The sequence below is a fragment of the Achromobacter sp. MYb9 genome, from assembly GCF_002975275.1.
Taxonomy (GTDB): domain Bacteria; phylum Pseudomonadota; class Gammaproteobacteria; order Burkholderiales; family Burkholderiaceae_B; genus Achromobacter.
In genome coordinates this window covers 100,052-116,340 of sequence record NZ_PCOQ01000012.1, presented here as the reverse complement: position 1 = coordinate 116,340, position 16,289 = coordinate 100,052, and the positions used below count along the sequence as shown (strand labels likewise).

The window sequence follows — 16,289 nt, the reverse complement described above, 5'->3', positions numbered from 1 at the left end:
GGTCGAACAGACCGCGGCGGCGGCCGCGGCGCTGGAACTCCAGGCGCAAGGGCTGCGCCGCGCCGTGGCCGTGTTCCAGATTGCGCAGGCGGCGCAGAATGCCGCCGCCGTGCAGGCCTCGGCCAGCGGCCAGCTAGTCGGCCAGCTGGGGCAGGGCGCCGCCGGTGTAGCGTTCGATCACCAGCGACAGGTTCCCATGCTTGACCTTGTGCTTGACATGCGCGGCAGCCGACGCGATGTCCTCGGGGCGGATGCGCTCGCATAAAGACGGCGTGACGGTCAGCGCGCCCACGCCCAGTGTCACGAACGGAAAGAAGCGCGGCACGCCATAACGGTCTTCGGCTTCGATGCCCCCGTTATGGCGGCCCTGGTCGTCGTACAGGTCCATGGCCTGTTCATTGAACTCGGCGATGATGCGTTGCACGCGCTGCACCCAGTCCAGGCTGCGGAACAGCACCACGAAGTCGTCGCCGCCCACATGCCCCACGAAGTCGCGCAGCGGGTCGCAATGCCGTTTGATGACCTCGGCGGTCAGCATGATCATGTCGTCGCCGCGCCAGTAGCCGTATACGTCGTTGAATGGCTTGAAGTTATTGAGGTCGCCATAGCAGATCGTGAAGTCCGCGGCGTCTTCCAGCAAGGTGGCGATGTGCCGGCTGATGGGGATGTTGCCGGGCAGCGACGTCAGCGGATTGGCGTAGCGCGCGGCTTCGATCCGCATCTCGGTGACCGACCGCACCAGGGTCTCGCCGGTGGCCAGGCCGTCGTAACGGCCGTCCCGCGTGATGATCAGGCCGTCCATCAGGTAGCGCTGGTCTTCGGAAATCAGCACATGGCTCAACTGGTCGATCGACACATTCAGGTCCACCAGGACGGGTTCGCCATTCATAAACGTCGAGCACGCGTCGCGGCCGAACAGCTCACGCGTATAGCGTTGCGCGTAGTGTTCCGAGAAATCGCGGCGGTTGATGATGCCCACGGGGCGGTTGTCGCCGTCGACCACCGCGACGGCATGCATGCTTTTGTGTTCGATGAACAGCCGATGCACATCGTCGTTGGTGTGCTGGTTCAGCAAGGCGGCCGGCGCTTCCACGCGCAGGCTGGCGGCGGTGCCGCCGGCAGAACGCTGCGACAGCGGGGCGGGGCTGCGGACCCGCAGCGAGTCGCGCAGCGGCGCGGTCAACTCGGTCAACAGCGTTTCCTCGGGCCGGCCCAGGAACCAACCTTGCGCGTACCGGATATCCAGTTCGCGCACCACGGCAAGGTCTTCCGCGGTCTCTATGCCTTCGGCCACGATGGCCGTGCCCAGATGCTGCGCCACTTTCAGGATGGCCCGCACCATATTTTGCTTGCGGTCGCTTTGGCCGATGCCTTCAAAGAAATACCGGTCGATCTTGACCAGGTCGGGCTGCATTTCGGACCACAGCTGCAAGTTTGAATTGCCCACGCCGTAATCGTCCAGCGCGATGCGCATGCCGCATTCGCGCAGGCAGGCGAACGCGCTGCCCAGTTCGTCCATGTGGTCCGACAGCGGGTCTTGTTCGGTCAGCTCGACGATGATGCTGGACGGTGGCAGCGTGCAGTCCTTCAAAAGACGCAGCGGCATGTCGTCGCCCCACAGCGTCCAATAATGAATCAGCGCCGATCCTGATAAGTTCAGGAACAGCTTGCCCGCTGCGTCGTTGTCCTGGAAACCTTGCGCGCCGGCCCGAAAGCTGGCCAGCTCCAGCTGCGGGTGCAGCCCCTGGCGCCGCGCTTCGGCGAACAGGGCGTCCGGGAAGTGCAAGGCGGTGTCGGCGGGCCCGCGGATCAGGCTTTCATGGCCGTAGATGCGGCTATGCGACAGGTCGACGACGGGCTGGTAGCGCGGTCGCAGCAGTCGTTCTTGCAGGATGCCGGCCAAGCCGGCGGGTGCCGGCGCATCGCCCGGCGTAGAGTGGGGCGCGCGGACCGCGGCCGTCCGGGGCATAGCGTGAAGTGGGGTCATCGCCGAGGGCGTCAGATACGATCAGTGACAAGATTAGCGATGTTGACGACAAAATATGTCTGTGTTGTTGCGGCAAGGTGCCCGGCAATAGCTTCAGGCGGGGATTTCGATGCCGATACGGGGCGCAGGGACATCTGGCGCGCCGGCGGCGCGGGCGGGCTGCGCCCTATACAATTTGCCTTATGACTTCCCCCAAGATTCCCGATTCCCTGCGCCGCATCGTGCTGGCGTCCAACAACGCCGGCAAGCTGCGTGAATTTTCCGCCTTGTTTGCTCCTCTGGGCATCGAACTGGTGCCCCAGGGCGACCTGAGCGTGCCCGAAGCCGAAGAACCGCATGTCACCTTTGTCGAAAACGCCTTGGCCAAGGCCCGCCACGCCAGCCGCCTGACCGGGCTGCCAGCGCTGGCCGACGATTCCGGCCTGTGCGTGGCCGCGCTGGACGGCGCGCCCGGCGTCTATTCGGCCCGCTACGCCAAGATGCATGGCGGCGAAAAGTCCGACCTGGCCAATAATGCGCTGCTGACGCAAAAACTGGCCGGGCAGGCCGACCGCCGTGCCTGGTACGTTGCCGTGCTGGCGTTGGTGCGTTCGGAAAACGACCCGTGCCCGATCATCGGCGAAGGCTTGTGGCATGGCGAAATCATCGACCAGCCCGAAGGCGCGAACGGGTTTGGCTACGATCCCCATTTCTACTTGCCTGACATGGGGTTGACCGCGGCGACGCTGGATCCCGAGGAAAAGAACCGGGTCAGCCATCGCGCCCGCGCGCTGCGCGAGCTGCTGAGCAAGCTAAGCCAGGCTTGAGGGGAGCGTTCGCTCCAGGAAACCGCATGTCCATCACCATCCCCATCCGCAACGATCTGGGCGCCTCGCCCTCGCGCCGGCTTGTGCCGGCCGGCGCCACGTTGACCAGCCTGCCGCCGTTGTCCGTCTATGTGCACGTGCCGTGGTGCGTGCGCAAATGCCCCTATTGCGACTTCAATTCCCACGCCGCGCCGGGCGAAATCCCCGAACGTGCCTATCTGGACGCCTTGCGCAGCGACCTGGAACAAGCGCTGCCGTCCATCTGGGGCCGTCAGGTGGTGTCTATCTTCATCGGCGGCGGCACGCCCAGCCTGCTGTCGTCAGCCGGCCTGGATGAACTGCTGGCCATGCTGCGAGCCTGTCTGAACGTCTGGCCAGACGCCGAGATCACCATGGAGGCCAACCCCGGCACCGCCGAGGCCAGCCGTTTTCGCGATTACGCCGCCAGCGGCGTTACGCGCTTCTCATTGGGTATCCAGAGTTTCGACGACGCCCAACTGAAGAAGCTGGGCCGCATCCATGATGCCGAGCAGGCACGCGCCGCCATCGGCATGGCGCAGCAGGCCGTCTCGCGCGTGAACCTGGACATGATGTTCGCGCTGCCAGGCCAAACACTGGACGCCTGTGTGGCCGACCTGCGCGAGGCCATCTCGTTCGGCACCGAGCATTTGTCGCTGTATCACCTGACGATGGAACCCAACACCGTCTTCGCCAAGTTTCCGCCCGATGAACTGCCCGACGACGACACCAGCGCCGCCATGCAGGACGCCGTCGAGGCGGAACTGGCGGCCGCCGGCCTGGCCCGTTACGAGGTGTCCGCATACGCCAGGCCCGGCGCCCGCTGCCGGCACAACGTCAACTATTGGGAATTTGGCGATTACCTGGGCATCGGCCCCGGTGCGCACGGCAAATTGTCGTTCCATGACCGTATCGTTCGAGAGGCGCGGCTGCGCAGCCCTGATTCCTGGATGCAGGCCGCGATGGCCCGGGATGGCAGCCATCTGGCCGAAAGCCGCCAGGTAGGTGCCGACGAATTGCCTTTCGAGTTCATGCTCAACGCGTTGCGGTTGAAGGACGGCGTTCCCAGCACGGCGTTCAACGAGCGCACCGGTTTGTCGCTTGCCGCTATTGCGCACCAATTGGAGGCAGCCACCAAACGGGGCTTGCTGGATGGCGACCCGACCCGCCTGCGGGCCACACCCCTAGGCTGGCGCTTCCTGAATGACCTTCAGGAAATGTTCCTGTCCTGATTCCGCACCACATTGGGGCAATCGTGCCCCACCATTTGCACCATAGTGGTGCTACATTTTTTCGTGACCGTGCCGCTTTCCCCGGGGATTCCCGGGGGTAAAACCTGGCACGCTTATTGCTTCCCTCTTTTATGCCAGTCGAGAGGCAAAGCCCTCGACCTTTTTATCTAATGGAGATGACATGGCAAGCCCGAAAGACGTCCTGAAACAGATCGCCGATAACGAAGTCAAATTCGTGGATTTCCGCTTCACCGATACGGTTGGCCGCGAGCACCACGTTTCCGTGCCCACCAGCCAGATCGACGAAGACAAGCTGGAAAGCGGCCAGGCTTTCGACGGTTCGTCGATCCCGGGTTGGAAGGGTATCGAAGCTTCCGACATGCTGCTCATCCCCGATTGCTCGACCGGCAACCTGGATCCGTTCCGTGAAGAGCCGACCCTGATCCTGTCGTGCGACGTCGTCGAACCGTCGGACCTGAAGGGCTATGACCGTGACCCGCGTTCGCTGGCCAAGCGCGCCGAAGCCTACCTGAAGTCCTCCGGCCTGGGCGACACCGCCTACTTCGGTCCGGAACCCGAATTCTTCGTCTTCGACGGCGTGACGTGGAACACCGACATGTCGGGCACGTTCGTCAAGATCAAGTCCGAAGAAGCCTCGTGGTCGACCGGCCAGGAATTCGAAGGCGGCAACACCGGCCATCGTCCCGCTGTCAAGGGTGGCTACTTCCCCGTTCCTCCGGTTGATTCGTTCCAGGACATGCGTTCGGAAATGTGCCTGCTGATGGAACAAATGGGCGTGCCGGTTGAAGTGCACCACCATGAAGTGGCCGGCGCCGGCCAGCTGGAAATCGGCACCAAGTTCAGCACGCTGGTCCAGCGCGCCGACTGGACGCAGATCGTCAAGTACGTGGTGCACAACGTGGCCCACGCCTACGGCAAGACCGCCACGTTCATGCCCAAGCCCATCGTTGGCGACAACGGTTCCGGCATGCACGTGCACCAGTCCATCTGGAAGGATGGCCAGAACCTGTTCGCGGGCAATGGCTATGCCGGTCTGTCGGAATTCGCGCTGTACTACATCGGCGGCATCATCAAGCACGCCCGTGCCCTGAACGCCATCACGAACCCCGGCACGAACTCGTACAAGCGTCTGGTCCCGCACTACGAAGCGCCGGTGAAGCTGGCCTACTCGGCCCGCAACCGTTCGGCCTCGATCCGCATTCCGTACGTCGGCAACCCGAAGGGCCGCCGCGTCGAAGCGCGTTTCCCGGACCCCCTGGCCAACCCGTACCTGGCTTTCTCGGCCCTGATGATGGCCGGCCTGGACGGCGTCCAGAACAAGATCCACCCGGGCGATCCGGCCGACAAGAACCTGTACGACCTGCCGCCGGAAGAAGACGCAAAGATCCCGACCGTGTGCTCCTCGCTGGAACAAGCGCTGGAAGCCCTGGACGCGGACCGCGAATTCCTGACCCGTGGCGGCGTGTTCAGCAACGACATGCTCAACGCCTACATCGATCTGAAGATGGCCGATGTGAATCGTCTGCGCATGACGACGCACCCGGTCGAATTCGACATGTACTACAGCCTCTGATCGTTTAGAGGCTGTGGCGGGGGGGAGCGCGATGATGTAGGCAGAAACCAGGGCCCACACCACGCGCACCACCAGGTCGCGGCTCGACGGTTTGTCCGCCAGGCGTCATGCCTGGCGGGCAGGGCGCCGGGTTCCGGCGCCGCCGTCGCGGGCGCGTTCCGCTTTCCCCCCTGTCATTCGGGTACGTTGAAAAATGAATGTAGAAGCTCTCGATCTGCTTGCCACGTCCGTTTTCCTGGTCAACGAGCGCGGCCACATTGAATACGCCAACGCTGCCGCCGAAGATCTGTTCGGCCGTTCGCGCAAGCAGCTGGGCGGGCACTCCGCCGCCACACTGTTCGACACCCCAGAGAATATCCAGTCCTCCATCGACCGCGCCGCGGCGGGCAGGTACGCCGACGTCAGGCAATTGGCCTCGTTGCGCCGCGCCGCCGAATCCGTGGAAGTCGCCGTCACGACGGTCGGGCTGACGGGCCAGCGCTGGCCCGTGCTGATAGAAACCCGCGAGATCGAGCAACGTGTTCTGGCCGACCGCAATCATCGGCTGGTCGACGAGATCGAAGCGCACCGCGAGTTGCTGCGCAACCTTGCGCATGAAGTGAAGAATCCCTTGGGCGGTTTGCGCGGCGCGGCGCAGTTGCTGGAAGCTGAACTGCCCAGCGCGGCCCTGGCCGAATACACCCAGGTCATTATTTCCGAAGCCGACCGCCTGCAGGCGCTGGTGGACCGCTTGAGCGGACCACAACGCGTACCGCTGAACGCGCGGCCGGTGAACATCCATGAGATCTGCGAACGCGTCTGCGCGCTGATCCAGGCCGAATTCCGCAACGACGTCACCATCCTGCGCGACTACGACGCGTCGGTGCCCGATTTGAAAGGCGATGCCGCCCGTTTGATGCAGGCCGTCCTGAATGTGGCGCGCAACGCCGCGCAGGAGCTGGTGGCGCGGCCCGACGGGCCAAAGACAGAGCCGGGCGTGGTGACCCTGCGCACCCGCGTGGCACGCCAGGTCATGCTGGCCCACCGCCAGCACCGGCTGGCACTGGTGCTGTCCATCATCGATAACGGTCCCGGTGTGCCGGACCACATTCGTGACCGCATTTTCCACCCCTTGGTCACGGCCAGGGCGGGCGGCACGGGATTGGGCCTGAGCCTGGCCCAGGACTTCGTGCAACAGCACGGCGGCATCATCGAATTTGAATCCCGACCCGGGCGCACCGAGTTTCGCCTGGTCCTACCGATGGAGCCCGCACACTGATGAAACCCGTATGGATCGTCGACGACGACCAGGCCATCCGCTGGGTCCTCGAAAAGGCCCTGGCCCGCGCTGGTGTGCCCACCCGCAGTTTCTCCCAATCGGCCGACGTGCTGGAAGCGCTGTCGCGTGAAACGCCCGTCGCCCTGGTGTCCGATATCCGCATGCCCGGCGGCAATGGCCTGGAGCTATTGCGGCAACTTAAAGAGCGCCACCCCGGCTTGCCCGTCATTGTGATGACGGCATTCGCCGACCTGGACAGCACGGTTTCCGCGTTCCAGGGCGGCGCGTTCGATTACTTGGCCAAGCCGTTCGACGTGAACGAGGCGGTCGCGCTGATCCAGCGCGCCATGCAGGAATCGACGCAACCGGAAACGCCCGAGGGGCAGGGCGAGGCCGCCCAGAACAACGAGCGCTGGATGATGACGCAGTCGTCTTCCACCGCCATGCAGGAGGTGTTCCGCGCCATCGGCAGGCTGGCCCAGTCCAAGGTGACGGTGCTGATCACCGGCGAATCGGGAACCGGCAAGGAATTGGTCGCTCGTGCCCTGCACGGGCACGGCGTTCGCGCCAGCGGCCCGTTCGTGGCCTTGAACGCCGCCGCCATTCCGCGCGACTTGCTTGAGGCCGAACTGTTCGGCCACGAACGCGGCGCGTTCACGGGCGCGAACAACCTTCGCCGCGGGCGTTTTGAAGAAGCGCACGGCGGGACGTTGTTCCTTGATGAAATCGGCGACATGCCGATCGAATTGCAGACACGCCTGCTGCGCGTGCTGGCCGAAGGCAGCTTTTATCGCGTCGGTGGCGCGCAGCCCGTGCGCGTCGACGTGCGCATCGTCGCCGCCACTCACCAGCCGCTGGAGCAGCGTGTCGAACAAGGCTTGTTCCGTGAGGACTTGTTCCATCGCCTGAACGTGATCCGCCTGCGCCTGCCGCCGTTGCGCGAGCGCGTGGAAGACATCCCGGCGCTGGCCCAGCATTTCCTGACGGCAAGCGCCCGCACGCTTGGCGTGCCGGTCAAGCGGCTGACGCCGGATGCGCTGGCCGTGCTGACCAAGTTCGACTTTCCGGGCAACGTCCGGCAACTCGAGAACTTCTGCCATTGGTTGACGGTGATGGCGCCGGGGCAGACGGTCGACCGGCAGGACCTGCCGCCGGAAATCCGCGCGCTGGAACATCAGCAGCAACCGGGTGCCGTGCCATTGCGCCCGGCGACGCCCATGCCGGGCATCGGCACCGTGGTGCAGGCGCCGCAGGGCGTGGACGACGGCGCGCCGCGCAACTGGCAGGATTCCCTGCTACGCGATGCGCAGTACCGGTTGGAACGCGGCGAACCGGCCGTAATGGCCACGCTGACGCGCCAGTTCGAAAAGATCCTGCTGCAAAGCGCGTTGGACGCCAGCCGCGGCCGCCGCGTGGAAGCCGCATCCCGCCTGGGTATCGGCCGCAACACCATCACGCGCAAACTGCGCGAGTTGGGGATCGAAGACGAATGACGGCAATGCGCGATGGGCTGCGCGCGTGATGCGCCTGGCCCATCGCGCGTGCCGGTCCGCGCGCCATCCATCACCCCATCCCCAGCAAGCTCTCGCACAACCGTGGCGACTTCAGCTTCTGCAGCCACCACTTCAGTGCTTCGCCCGGCGGTTCAGCGCGCCAGGCATAGGCGACGTGTTCCGTCAGGGACATGCCTTCATCCGTTTCACATACCACCAGCAAGCCCTGCGCCAAGTATGGCGCCGCCATGGTCAGCGGCAGATAACCGCAGCCCAGGCCGCGGACTTGCGCGTCGATCTTGGCTTGCATGGACGGCATCACCAGGGTCGGTTGGTCCGCGAGGATGCCGCGCGACTGCGGCGGCAGGTTGCGCGACGTATCGGCCACGACAACCGCGCAGTATTTCGTGATGTCTGCACGGGTAAGGGGCTGACGCAAGGACGCCAGCGGATGGTGCGCCGCGACGCAGAAGGCGAACTGCGTCGTGCCGATCGCCTGCGACCGGTACGGCCCCGTGGGTTCGGCGTTCGCGCCGGCGCCAATCACCAGGTCGGCGCGCCCCGAGGTCAACGCATCCCAGTTGCCGCTCAACACCTCGCTGGAAAAGCGCAGCGTGGTCGCGCTCTCGAGCGTCTGGAATTCGTCGATCAGGTCATACAGCGGCCGCCACGGCAGCACCGCGCTGACTGCGATGCGCAGTTCGACCTCCCAGCCGGTGGCGATGCGCTTCACGCGGCAGGCCAGGTCATCCAGCGACTGCAGCACATGACGCCCATCCTTCAGCAGCGCTTCCCCTGCGGGGGTCAGCAACGCCCGGTGCCCGGAGCGGTCGAACAACAGGACGTCCAGGCCGTCCTCCAGTTTGCGGATCGAATAGGTGACGGCCGAGGGCACTTTGCCAAGCTCGCGGGCGGCTTTGCCAAAGCTGCCATGGCGCGCAATGGCGTCAACCAGGATAAGCAATTCGGGGGTGATGGGCTGCATGGCGATGGCCGGGAAGAGGTATTCAGAATATTTGAATGGTTTCGTCAAAATATAGCGCCAAACGACAGGTTTGGCACGCGCAGAATATCACTCATGCCAAGCGTGCAACGAAGTTGATGGCAATAAAGCGCCACCCGCCGCACGCTTCAGACCATTCATATTATTGAAACAGGAGTCCGCAATGCTTACGATCCGCCGCGCTGCCGAACGGGGCCATGCCAACCATGGCTGGCTCGATTCGTTTCACACGTTTTCCTTCGCCAACTACTACGACCCGGCGCATATGGGCTTTGGTTCGCTGCGCGTCATCAATGATGACCGTATCGCAGCCGGCCGCGGCTTCGGCACGCACGGCCATCGCGACATGGAGATCATCACCTATGTGCTGAACGGCGCGATTGCGCACAAGGACAGCATGGGCAGCGGTTCCACCATCCAGCCCGGCAACGTGCAACGGATGAGCGCCGGCCGCGGCGTGATGCACTCCGAGTTCAATCCGCTGCCTGACACCGAAACGCACATGCTGCAAATCTGGATCGAGCCCGACGTGACCGGCATTGCCCCGGAATACGAAGAGCGCGCGTTCAGCGATGCGCAAAAGCGCGGCCGGCTGCAAGCCCTGGTATCGCCTGACGGGGAAGATGGCTCGATGAAGATCCATCAAGACGCCCGGATGTATGGCGGCCTGTTCGACGGTGACGAATCCGCCACCCTGGCGTTGGCCGCCGGCCGCCGAGCCTGGGTCCATGTGGCGCGCGGTAGCGTGACGGTCAACGGCGTCGAGCTTTCGGCAGGCGATGCGGCCGCCATCACGGACGATGCCCGTGTTGAGCTGTCGGGTGGCAAGAACGCCGAAGTGCTGGTGTTTGACCTGGCATAACGCCTGAAGCCGGGCGGAAGGTTTCCGCCCGGCGTGTCTTTGAACGGGCCGTTGGGCCTTAACATGGCCATTGGCCTATTGATGCGGAGCGCTATCCCATGTCCACTTTGTCGAATTCAGGCGAAAACCAGATTGAAACCGTCGTGGTGCCGCGTACCAGCGACCTTGGCGGTTTTTCCGTGCGTCGCGCGATTCCGTCGGCGCAGCGGCGCACGGTGGGGCCGTTCGTTTTCCTTGACCACATGGGTCCGGTGGAATTCGATGCCGGTTCGGGCATCGATGTGCGCCCGCACCCGCATATCGGCTTGTCGACCGTCACTTACCTGTACGAAGGGTCGATGGTGCACCGCGACGGCGCCGGCAATACCCAGACCATCCTTCCCGGCGAAGTGAACTGGATGACGGCCGGCCGCGGCATCGTCCATTCCGAACGCTCGTCGCCGGACAGCCGCAAGGCGCCGCAGCGTCTCTGTGGCCTGCAGATCTGGGTGGGCTTGCCGAAGGAACACGAGGAAACAGACCCCGGTTTCACGCACTACGGGCTGGATGCGCAGCCGGTGATTGAAGGCGAGGGCGTGCGCGCCCAGGTCGTGGCAGGGTCGCTGTTCGGCAAGACGTCGGCGGTCAAGACGCTGTCGCCGTTGTTCTACGGCGACCTCCAACTGCAGGCGGGCGCAACGACGGTGCTGCCGGCCGAACACGAAGAGCGCGCCGCCTATCTGGCCGAAGGCTCGATCGAGATCGACGGGCAGGTGTTCGAAAGCGGTCGCCTGGTGGTTTTTGCTCCGGGTCGGCCTGTACAGATCCGTGCGGTCACCGCCGCCCGCTTCGCCGTGTTGGGCGGCGAACCCCTGGAGGGTCCGCGCTTCCTCTGGTGGAACTTCGTCTCCAGCAGCAAGGACCGCATCGAGCAGGCCAAGCAGGATTGGCAGCGCACCCGCTTCGACCAGATCGTGCCGGGCGACGAGACCGAGTACATCCCGCTGCCTGAACCGCGCGCCTGATCGCATTTGACGTGTCCGGCACTGCCGCGCAAGCGCTGCGCGGCAGTATGATGCGCCTCCAAACCTTGATAACAACAGGATGGAGACACATGCATCGCTATACCCTCAACCTTGTGCGCGGCGTCGCTGCGTTGGCGCTTGCCAACGGCGCATCCGCGGCATTGGCCGCAGGTTATCCCACCAAGCCCATCACCTTCATCGTGCCGTACACGGCCGGCGGCACCACCGATCTGGTGGCGCGCACCGCCGGGCAGAAAGTGGCCGAAAAGCTCGGCCAGCCGGTCATTGTCGAAAACCGGCCGGGCGCGGGCGGCAATATCGGGATGGATGCCGTGGCCAAAGCCGCGCCCGACGGTTACACGATCGGCTTCGGGGCCATTTCCACCAACGCGTTGAATCCTTTCGTCTACCCGTCGATGCCATTCGACCCCACCAAGGACTTCACCGGCGTGAGCATGCTGGGCGCTTCCACGGTGGTGCTTGAAACGGGCCCCGCCTTGAAAGTGGACAGCGTCAAGGATCTGGTGGCCTACGCCAAGCAGCATCCAGGCACCGCTTTCGGCACACCGGGCACGGGCACGTCCATGCATCTGGCGGGCGTCATGTTTGATCAGCTGACCGGCGCCGGCATGCAACACATTCCGTACAAGGGCAGCGCCCAAGGCCTGAACGACTTGTTGGGCGGGCACCTTCCCGTCATGTTCGACAACCTGCCTGCCTCGTTGCCGCACATCAAGGCGGGCAAGGTCCATGCCTTGGCGGTAACCGGCAGCAAGCGTTCGCCGGCGCTGCCGGACGTGCCGACGCTGGCCGAACTCGGTTATGCAGGCGCGGTGGTGGATCCCTGGTTCGCGGTATACGGGCCGGCCAAGATGTCGCCCGACGTCACCCGTGCGCTGAGCGAGGCGTTCCAGTGGGCGTTGGCATTGCCGGAAGTGAAGGACAAGCTGGAGCAGGCCGGCTTCATGCCCTATGGATCGACACCGCAAGAGGTCGAGCGCCTGACCCAGAGCCAGCACGAGGCCTTCAAGGCCCTGTCCCAAAAGGTCAAGCTGGCGGCGGATTGAGGGGCGGCCCATGCCGGGGCGGCCCATGCCGGGGCGGCCCATGCCGGGGCGGCCCATGCCGGGGCGGCCCATGCCGGGGCGGCCCATGCCGGGGCGGCCCATGCCGGGGCGGCCCATGCCGCGGCGGCCGATGCCTCGCCGGCCGCCTTGCGGCGGGCACCGCGGGCCGCGTCAGCGCCCGCGTGCGAATGCCTGTTCGCGCTGTGCCTCCAACGCTTCGCGGCGGATGAAGTCCCGCACGAAATCGTTGCGGGGGTGATGGTGCAGGTTGTAGGGCGTATCCCACTGCGCGATCGCCCCCTTCGTCATCACGCCGATGCGGTCCGCGATGGCGAAGGCTTCAGCCTGGTTGTGCGTGACCAGAATGGCCGTGTGGCCGGTGGTCTTGAGAATGTCCCGCACTTCGAAGGCCAGGCGTTCCCGCGTGTCCACATCCAGATTCGAAAACGGTTCATCCAGCAACAGCAGGTCGGGCGAGGGCGCCAGCGCCCGGGCCAGCGCTACGCGCTGTTGCTGGCCACCCGAAATCTCATGCGGGTAACTGTTGGCGGCATGCGCCAGACCCACCAGCTCCAGCATCTCTTCGACGCGGCGGGCCCGGTCCGCGCGCGTAAGCTTGCGCAGGCCGAATGCCACGTTAAGCGCCACGGTCAGATGCGGAAACAGGGCGTAGTCCTGGAACATCATGCCCACGCGGCGTAATTCCGGCGCCACTTGCTCGGTCGGAGACGAAATGACGGTGCCGTCCAGCAGGATGCGGCCCGCGCGCACGGGCTCGAAGCCGGCGATGGCGCGCAGTACCGTGGTCTTGCCGCAGCCCGACTCGCCCAGCAGGCACCCGATGTGCCCGGCGGGCAAGCCAAGCGTCAGGTCTTGCACCACCGGTTTCAAACCATTGGGCGTGTCGTAGGCGAGCGAAAGGCGGTCGATTTCTAACAGATCGGGCACGATGATCAATGTCCCATTTTCAGATTGGTGCGCGCCAGCAGGATGACGGGCAAAAGGCCGGCCAGCACGATCGCCAGCGCCGCGACGGCGCCTTCCTCGTACGTGCCGCGGGCGGCTTCGGCGTAGAGCCAGGTGGCAAGCGTGTCGAAATTCATGGGGCGCAGCAGCAAGGTGGCCGGCAGCTCCTTCATGGCGTCCACGAAGACCAGCAACGCGCTTGCGGCCAGCGCGGGGCGCAGCAGCGGCAGGTGGACCCGGCGCAACGTGCCCGCCGAGCTTTCGCCCAGCAGGCGCGACGCCTGTTCCAGCGAAGGGGGGATGCGCGCAAGGCCCGCTTCCAGCGCGCCGGTGGAAATCGCCAGGAACCGGATCACATAGGCGCACACCAGCGCGCCCATGGAACCCATCAGGAACAATCCCGAGCCGCCAAAGACCGTGGCAACCGCGCTGTCGATCCAGACGAAGGGCGTCAGCAGCCCGATGGCCAGAACGGTGCCTGGTACCGCATAGCCCAGGCTGGCGATGCGTGCGCAGGCGCGGCCCGGGTTGAAGCTGGCGCTTTCGCGCAGGGTCCGTCCAGCCCAGGCGACGATCAGGCCGCAAAGCAGGGTCACGATGGTGGCGCTGAACGCAACGATCAGCGTGTTGCCCAGGCCATTGATCAATTGGTCGGATACGCCACCTACCAGATGCAGGCGCTTGTACGTTTCGAAGATCAGGTAGGCGGCGGGCGCAATGAAACCCAGCACGACGGGGATCCAGCCCAGCACGGCAGCTACGGCAGCAGACGCCCCGCGTAGCCGGCGCGGTTGCATGGGGCGCATGCGTTGGGTATTGGCATAGCGCTGGCGCTTGCGGCCATGGCGTTCCAGCATGATCAACCCGATCACGATGGCAAGCATCGTCAGCGCGATCTGCGCCGCGCCGGCCAGGTCCGACCGCGTGACCCAGGTGGTATAGACCGACACCGTCAGCGTCTGCACGCCCAGGAACTCGGACGCGCCGATATCGTTCAACGTTTCCAGCAGCGCCAGGCTCACGCCCACGACGATGGCCGGACGGGCCAAGGGCAGGGCAACGCGGAAGAACACGGCGATGCGGCCCGCGCCCAGTGTGCGCGCCGCTTCCAGCAAACTGGCCGCCTGGGTCATGAACATGACGCGCGTGCTCAGGTAGACATACGGATACAGCACGAAACCCAGCACGAAGATCGCGCCGTAAATCGAGCGCAGGTCGGGCAGGCGGAACTGCCGTGGGCTGTCGTAGCCCAGCAGCGCGCGGATCGCCGTCTGGACAGGCCCGATAGGGTGCAGCAAGTCCAGGTAAGAGAACGCGATGATGTAAGTCGGCACCGCCAGCGGCAGCAGCAGCGCCCAGGTCAGGATGCGGCGCGTGGGGAAGTCGTAAGCGGTCACGAGCCAGGCGGCGCCCGTGCCCAACAACGTCACCATCACGCCTACGCCCGCCAGCAACAGGGCCGTGTTGGCCAAGGCCTGTGGCAGCACATAGCTTGCCAGATGCTGCCAGTGCGAAAGTTCACCGCCCAACGCCCACCAGAGCAGCGTCAGCACGGGCGCCAGCACCGCCAGCGCGATCAGGCCGGCACCTGCGAGCCAGCCGGCGCCGCGTTCAGTCCAGCGCAAACGCAGCGGCCGGGGCAAGGATTCTGTGTGCATGCTTCAAAGTCGATTGCATCAAAGGCAAGGCCTGCTCCTCCCGAAAAAGAGAGGAACAGGCCCAATACTGCCGCAGGGCGACGCCACGCGGGAGCGTGGCGGCCGGGGGCTTATCAGTTGTCGAAACCGACCTTGTCCACCAGTTCGCTGGCTTGCTTGCGGTGCTTGGCGATTTCGGTCAAGGGCAGCGGGTCCACCTTCAATTCGCCGAAGCTGGCGATCACGGGGTCCAGCTTCACGCCCTTGCGAACGGGATACTCGTAGTTCGCCTGGGCATACAGCGCCTGGGCGGGTTCGGACACCAGGAAGTCCAGCAGCTTGATCGCGTTGGCCTTGTGCGGCGCATGCGCGGCAACGGCTGCGCCGCTGACGTTCACGTGCGTGCCGCCGCTTTTCTCGTTGGCGAAGGTCGGGCGGATGACCTTGATGGCGTCGCCCCACTTGCGGCTGTCGGTGCCCGGTTCGGCGTTCTTCATGTGACCGACGTAGTACGCATTGGCCAGGCCGATATCGCAGATGCCGCCCAGGATGTCGCGCGCCACGTCGCGGTCGCCGCCCGCGGCCTTGCGCGCCAGATTGGCCTTGACGCCGCGCAGCCACTTTTCAGTCGCTTCCGCGCCGTCATGCGCGATCATCGACGCGACCATGGCGGTGTTGTAGGGGTGTTGGCCCGAACGGATGCAGACCTTGCCCTTCCACTTGGGGTCGGCCAGGTCTTCGTAGCGGAACGATTCCAGCTTCAGGTCTTTTTCGACGTACAACACGCGGTCGCGCAGCGACAGCGCAAACCACTTGCCGTCGGCGCCGCGCAGATTGGCGGGAATCACCGATTCCAGCGTCTGGGACTTGATCGCTTGCGTGACGCCGCCGTCCACCAGGTCCAGCAGGTTGCCGATGTCCACGGTCATCAGCACGTCGGCAGGCGACTTGGCGCCTTCCGCCTTGACGCGTTCCAGCAGCCCATCCTTGACGAAGACGGTATTGACCTTAATGCCGCTTTCCTTCGTGAAAGCATCCAGCAACGGCTGGATCAGTTTGGGTTCCCGGGTGGTGTACAGGCTGACTTCTTCGGCGGCGTTGGCCGAAACAGTGAAGGCGGCGGCGCCGGCCAGCGCCAGGGCGCGAAGCAGCGAATTCAATTGGGGACGCTTGGTCATGTCGGGAACTCCGGCTAGGGCTGCAACGGGGAATAGCCGCGAAATGCAAGGCTTCCCGATGCTTAAAACAGTCTGCTAACGAAAACGATTATCAACTGAGAACGCGACGATAACAGGAAGCGAAAGACCGTTCAACTGCTCGTAAGGCATAGGATCCAACGCTTGATCCCTATCAATACGGCAT

Annotated in this window: 13 protein-coding genes; 8 read left to right on the top strand and 5 right to left on the bottom strand. The window is 64.7% G+C overall.

Annotated features, from left to right (window positions below):
* Window positions 1-133 precede the first annotated feature (133 nt).
* Window positions 134-1,987, bottom strand: coding sequence for an EAL domain-containing protein (locus tag CQ050_RS18230; protein ID WP_369868474.1), 1,854 nt, complete (start codon window positions 1,985-1,987; stop codon window positions 134-136).
* Window positions 1,988-2,169: 182 nt separating this feature from the next.
* Between CQ050_RS18230 and rdgB the strand changes: the two genes are divergently transcribed.
* The 5 genes from rdgB to ntrC all read left to right on the top strand — a co-directional run bounded on the left by rdgB (window position 2,170) and on the right by ntrC (window position 8,388).
* A complete protein-coding gene (rdgB, locus tag CQ050_RS18225) occupies window positions 2,170-2,793 on the top strand; it encodes an RdgB/HAM1 family non-canonical purine NTP pyrophosphatase (RefSeq protein ID WP_105558243.1) in 624 nt (207 codons plus the stop codon).
* Window positions 2,794-2,819: 26 nt separating this feature from the next.
* Window positions 2,820-4,043 carry a radical SAM family heme chaperone HemW gene (gene hemW, locus CQ050_RS18220; protein WP_105558242.1) on the top strand — a complete coding sequence of 408 codons (1,224 nt, stop codon included), beginning with the start codon at window positions 2,820-2,822 and terminating at the stop codon, window positions 4,041-4,043.
* Between the two features lie 181 nt (window positions 4,044-4,224).
* Window positions 4,225-5,637, top strand: coding sequence for a type I glutamate--ammonia ligase (gene glnA / locus CQ050_RS18215; protein WP_105558241.1), 1,413 nt, complete (start codon window positions 4,225-4,227; stop codon window positions 5,635-5,637).
* A 193-nt stretch (window positions 5,638-5,830) separates the two neighbouring features.
* Window positions 5,831-6,895, top strand: a complete 1,065-nt coding sequence (gene glnL / locus CQ050_RS18210; protein WP_105558240.1) for a nitrogen regulation protein NR(II) — start codon at window positions 5,831-5,833, stop codon at window positions 6,893-6,895.
* On the top strand, window positions 6,895-8,388 hold the full coding sequence (ntrC, locus tag CQ050_RS18205) for a nitrogen regulation protein NR(I) (RefSeq protein WP_105558239.1): 1,494 nt from the start codon (window positions 6,895-6,897) through the stop codon (window positions 8,386-8,388). The genes glnL and ntrC overlap by 1 nt, the downstream gene beginning before the upstream one ends.
* Window positions 8,389-8,458: 70 nt before the next feature.
* On the opposite strand, the gene CQ050_RS18200 is transcribed toward ntrC, so the two are convergent.
* The gene (locus CQ050_RS18200) at window positions 8,459-9,373 is read right to left on the bottom strand and encodes a LysR family transcriptional regulator (protein WP_105558291.1); all 915 of its coding nucleotides are present in this window, start codon (window positions 9,371-9,373) and stop codon (window positions 8,459-8,461) included.
* Window positions 9,374-9,554: 181 nt separating this feature from the next.
* On the opposite strand from CQ050_RS18200, the gene CQ050_RS18195 reads away from it, so the two are divergent.
* The 3 genes from CQ050_RS18195 (at window position 9,555) to CQ050_RS18185 (ending at window position 12,324) form a co-directional block, all read left to right on the top strand.
* The gene (locus CQ050_RS18195; RefSeq protein WP_105558238.1) at window positions 9,555-10,253 is read left to right on the top strand and encodes a pirin family protein; all 699 of its coding nucleotides are present in this window, start codon (window positions 9,555-9,557) and stop codon (window positions 10,251-10,253) included.
* Between the two features lie 98 nt (window positions 10,254-10,351).
* On the top strand, window positions 10,352-11,257 hold the full coding sequence (locus CQ050_RS18190; protein WP_105558237.1) for a pirin family protein: 906 nt from the start codon (window positions 10,352-10,354) through the stop codon (window positions 11,255-11,257).
* Between the two features lie 89 nt (window positions 11,258-11,346).
* Window positions 11,347-12,324, top strand: a complete 978-nt coding sequence (locus CQ050_RS18185; protein WP_105558236.1) for a tripartite tricarboxylate transporter substrate binding protein — start codon at window positions 11,347-11,349, stop codon at window positions 12,322-12,324.
* Between the two features lie 171 nt (window positions 12,325-12,495).
* Here CQ050_RS18185 and CQ050_RS18175 read toward each other — a convergent pair whose 3' ends face one another.
* From CQ050_RS18175 to CQ050_RS18165, 3 genes are all read right to left on the bottom strand, one after another.
* The gene (locus tag CQ050_RS18175) at window positions 12,496-13,272 is read right to left on the bottom strand and encodes an ABC transporter ATP-binding protein (protein ID WP_105558290.1); all 777 of its coding nucleotides are present in this window, start codon (window positions 13,270-13,272) and stop codon (window positions 12,496-12,498) included.
* A gap of 5 nt (window positions 13,273-13,277) precedes the next feature.
* Complete coding sequence (locus tag CQ050_RS18170) at window positions 13,278-14,948, bottom strand: iron ABC transporter permease (protein ID WP_105558235.1); 1,671 nt, start codon at window positions 14,946-14,948, stop codon at window positions 13,278-13,280.
* A gap of 113 nt (window positions 14,949-15,061) precedes the next feature.
* On the bottom strand, window positions 15,062-16,105 hold the full coding sequence (locus CQ050_RS18165) for a Fe(3+) ABC transporter substrate-binding protein (protein WP_105558234.1): 1,044 nt from the start codon (window positions 16,103-16,105) through the stop codon (window positions 15,062-15,064).
* Between the last annotated feature and the right edge of the window lie 184 nt (window positions 16,106-16,289).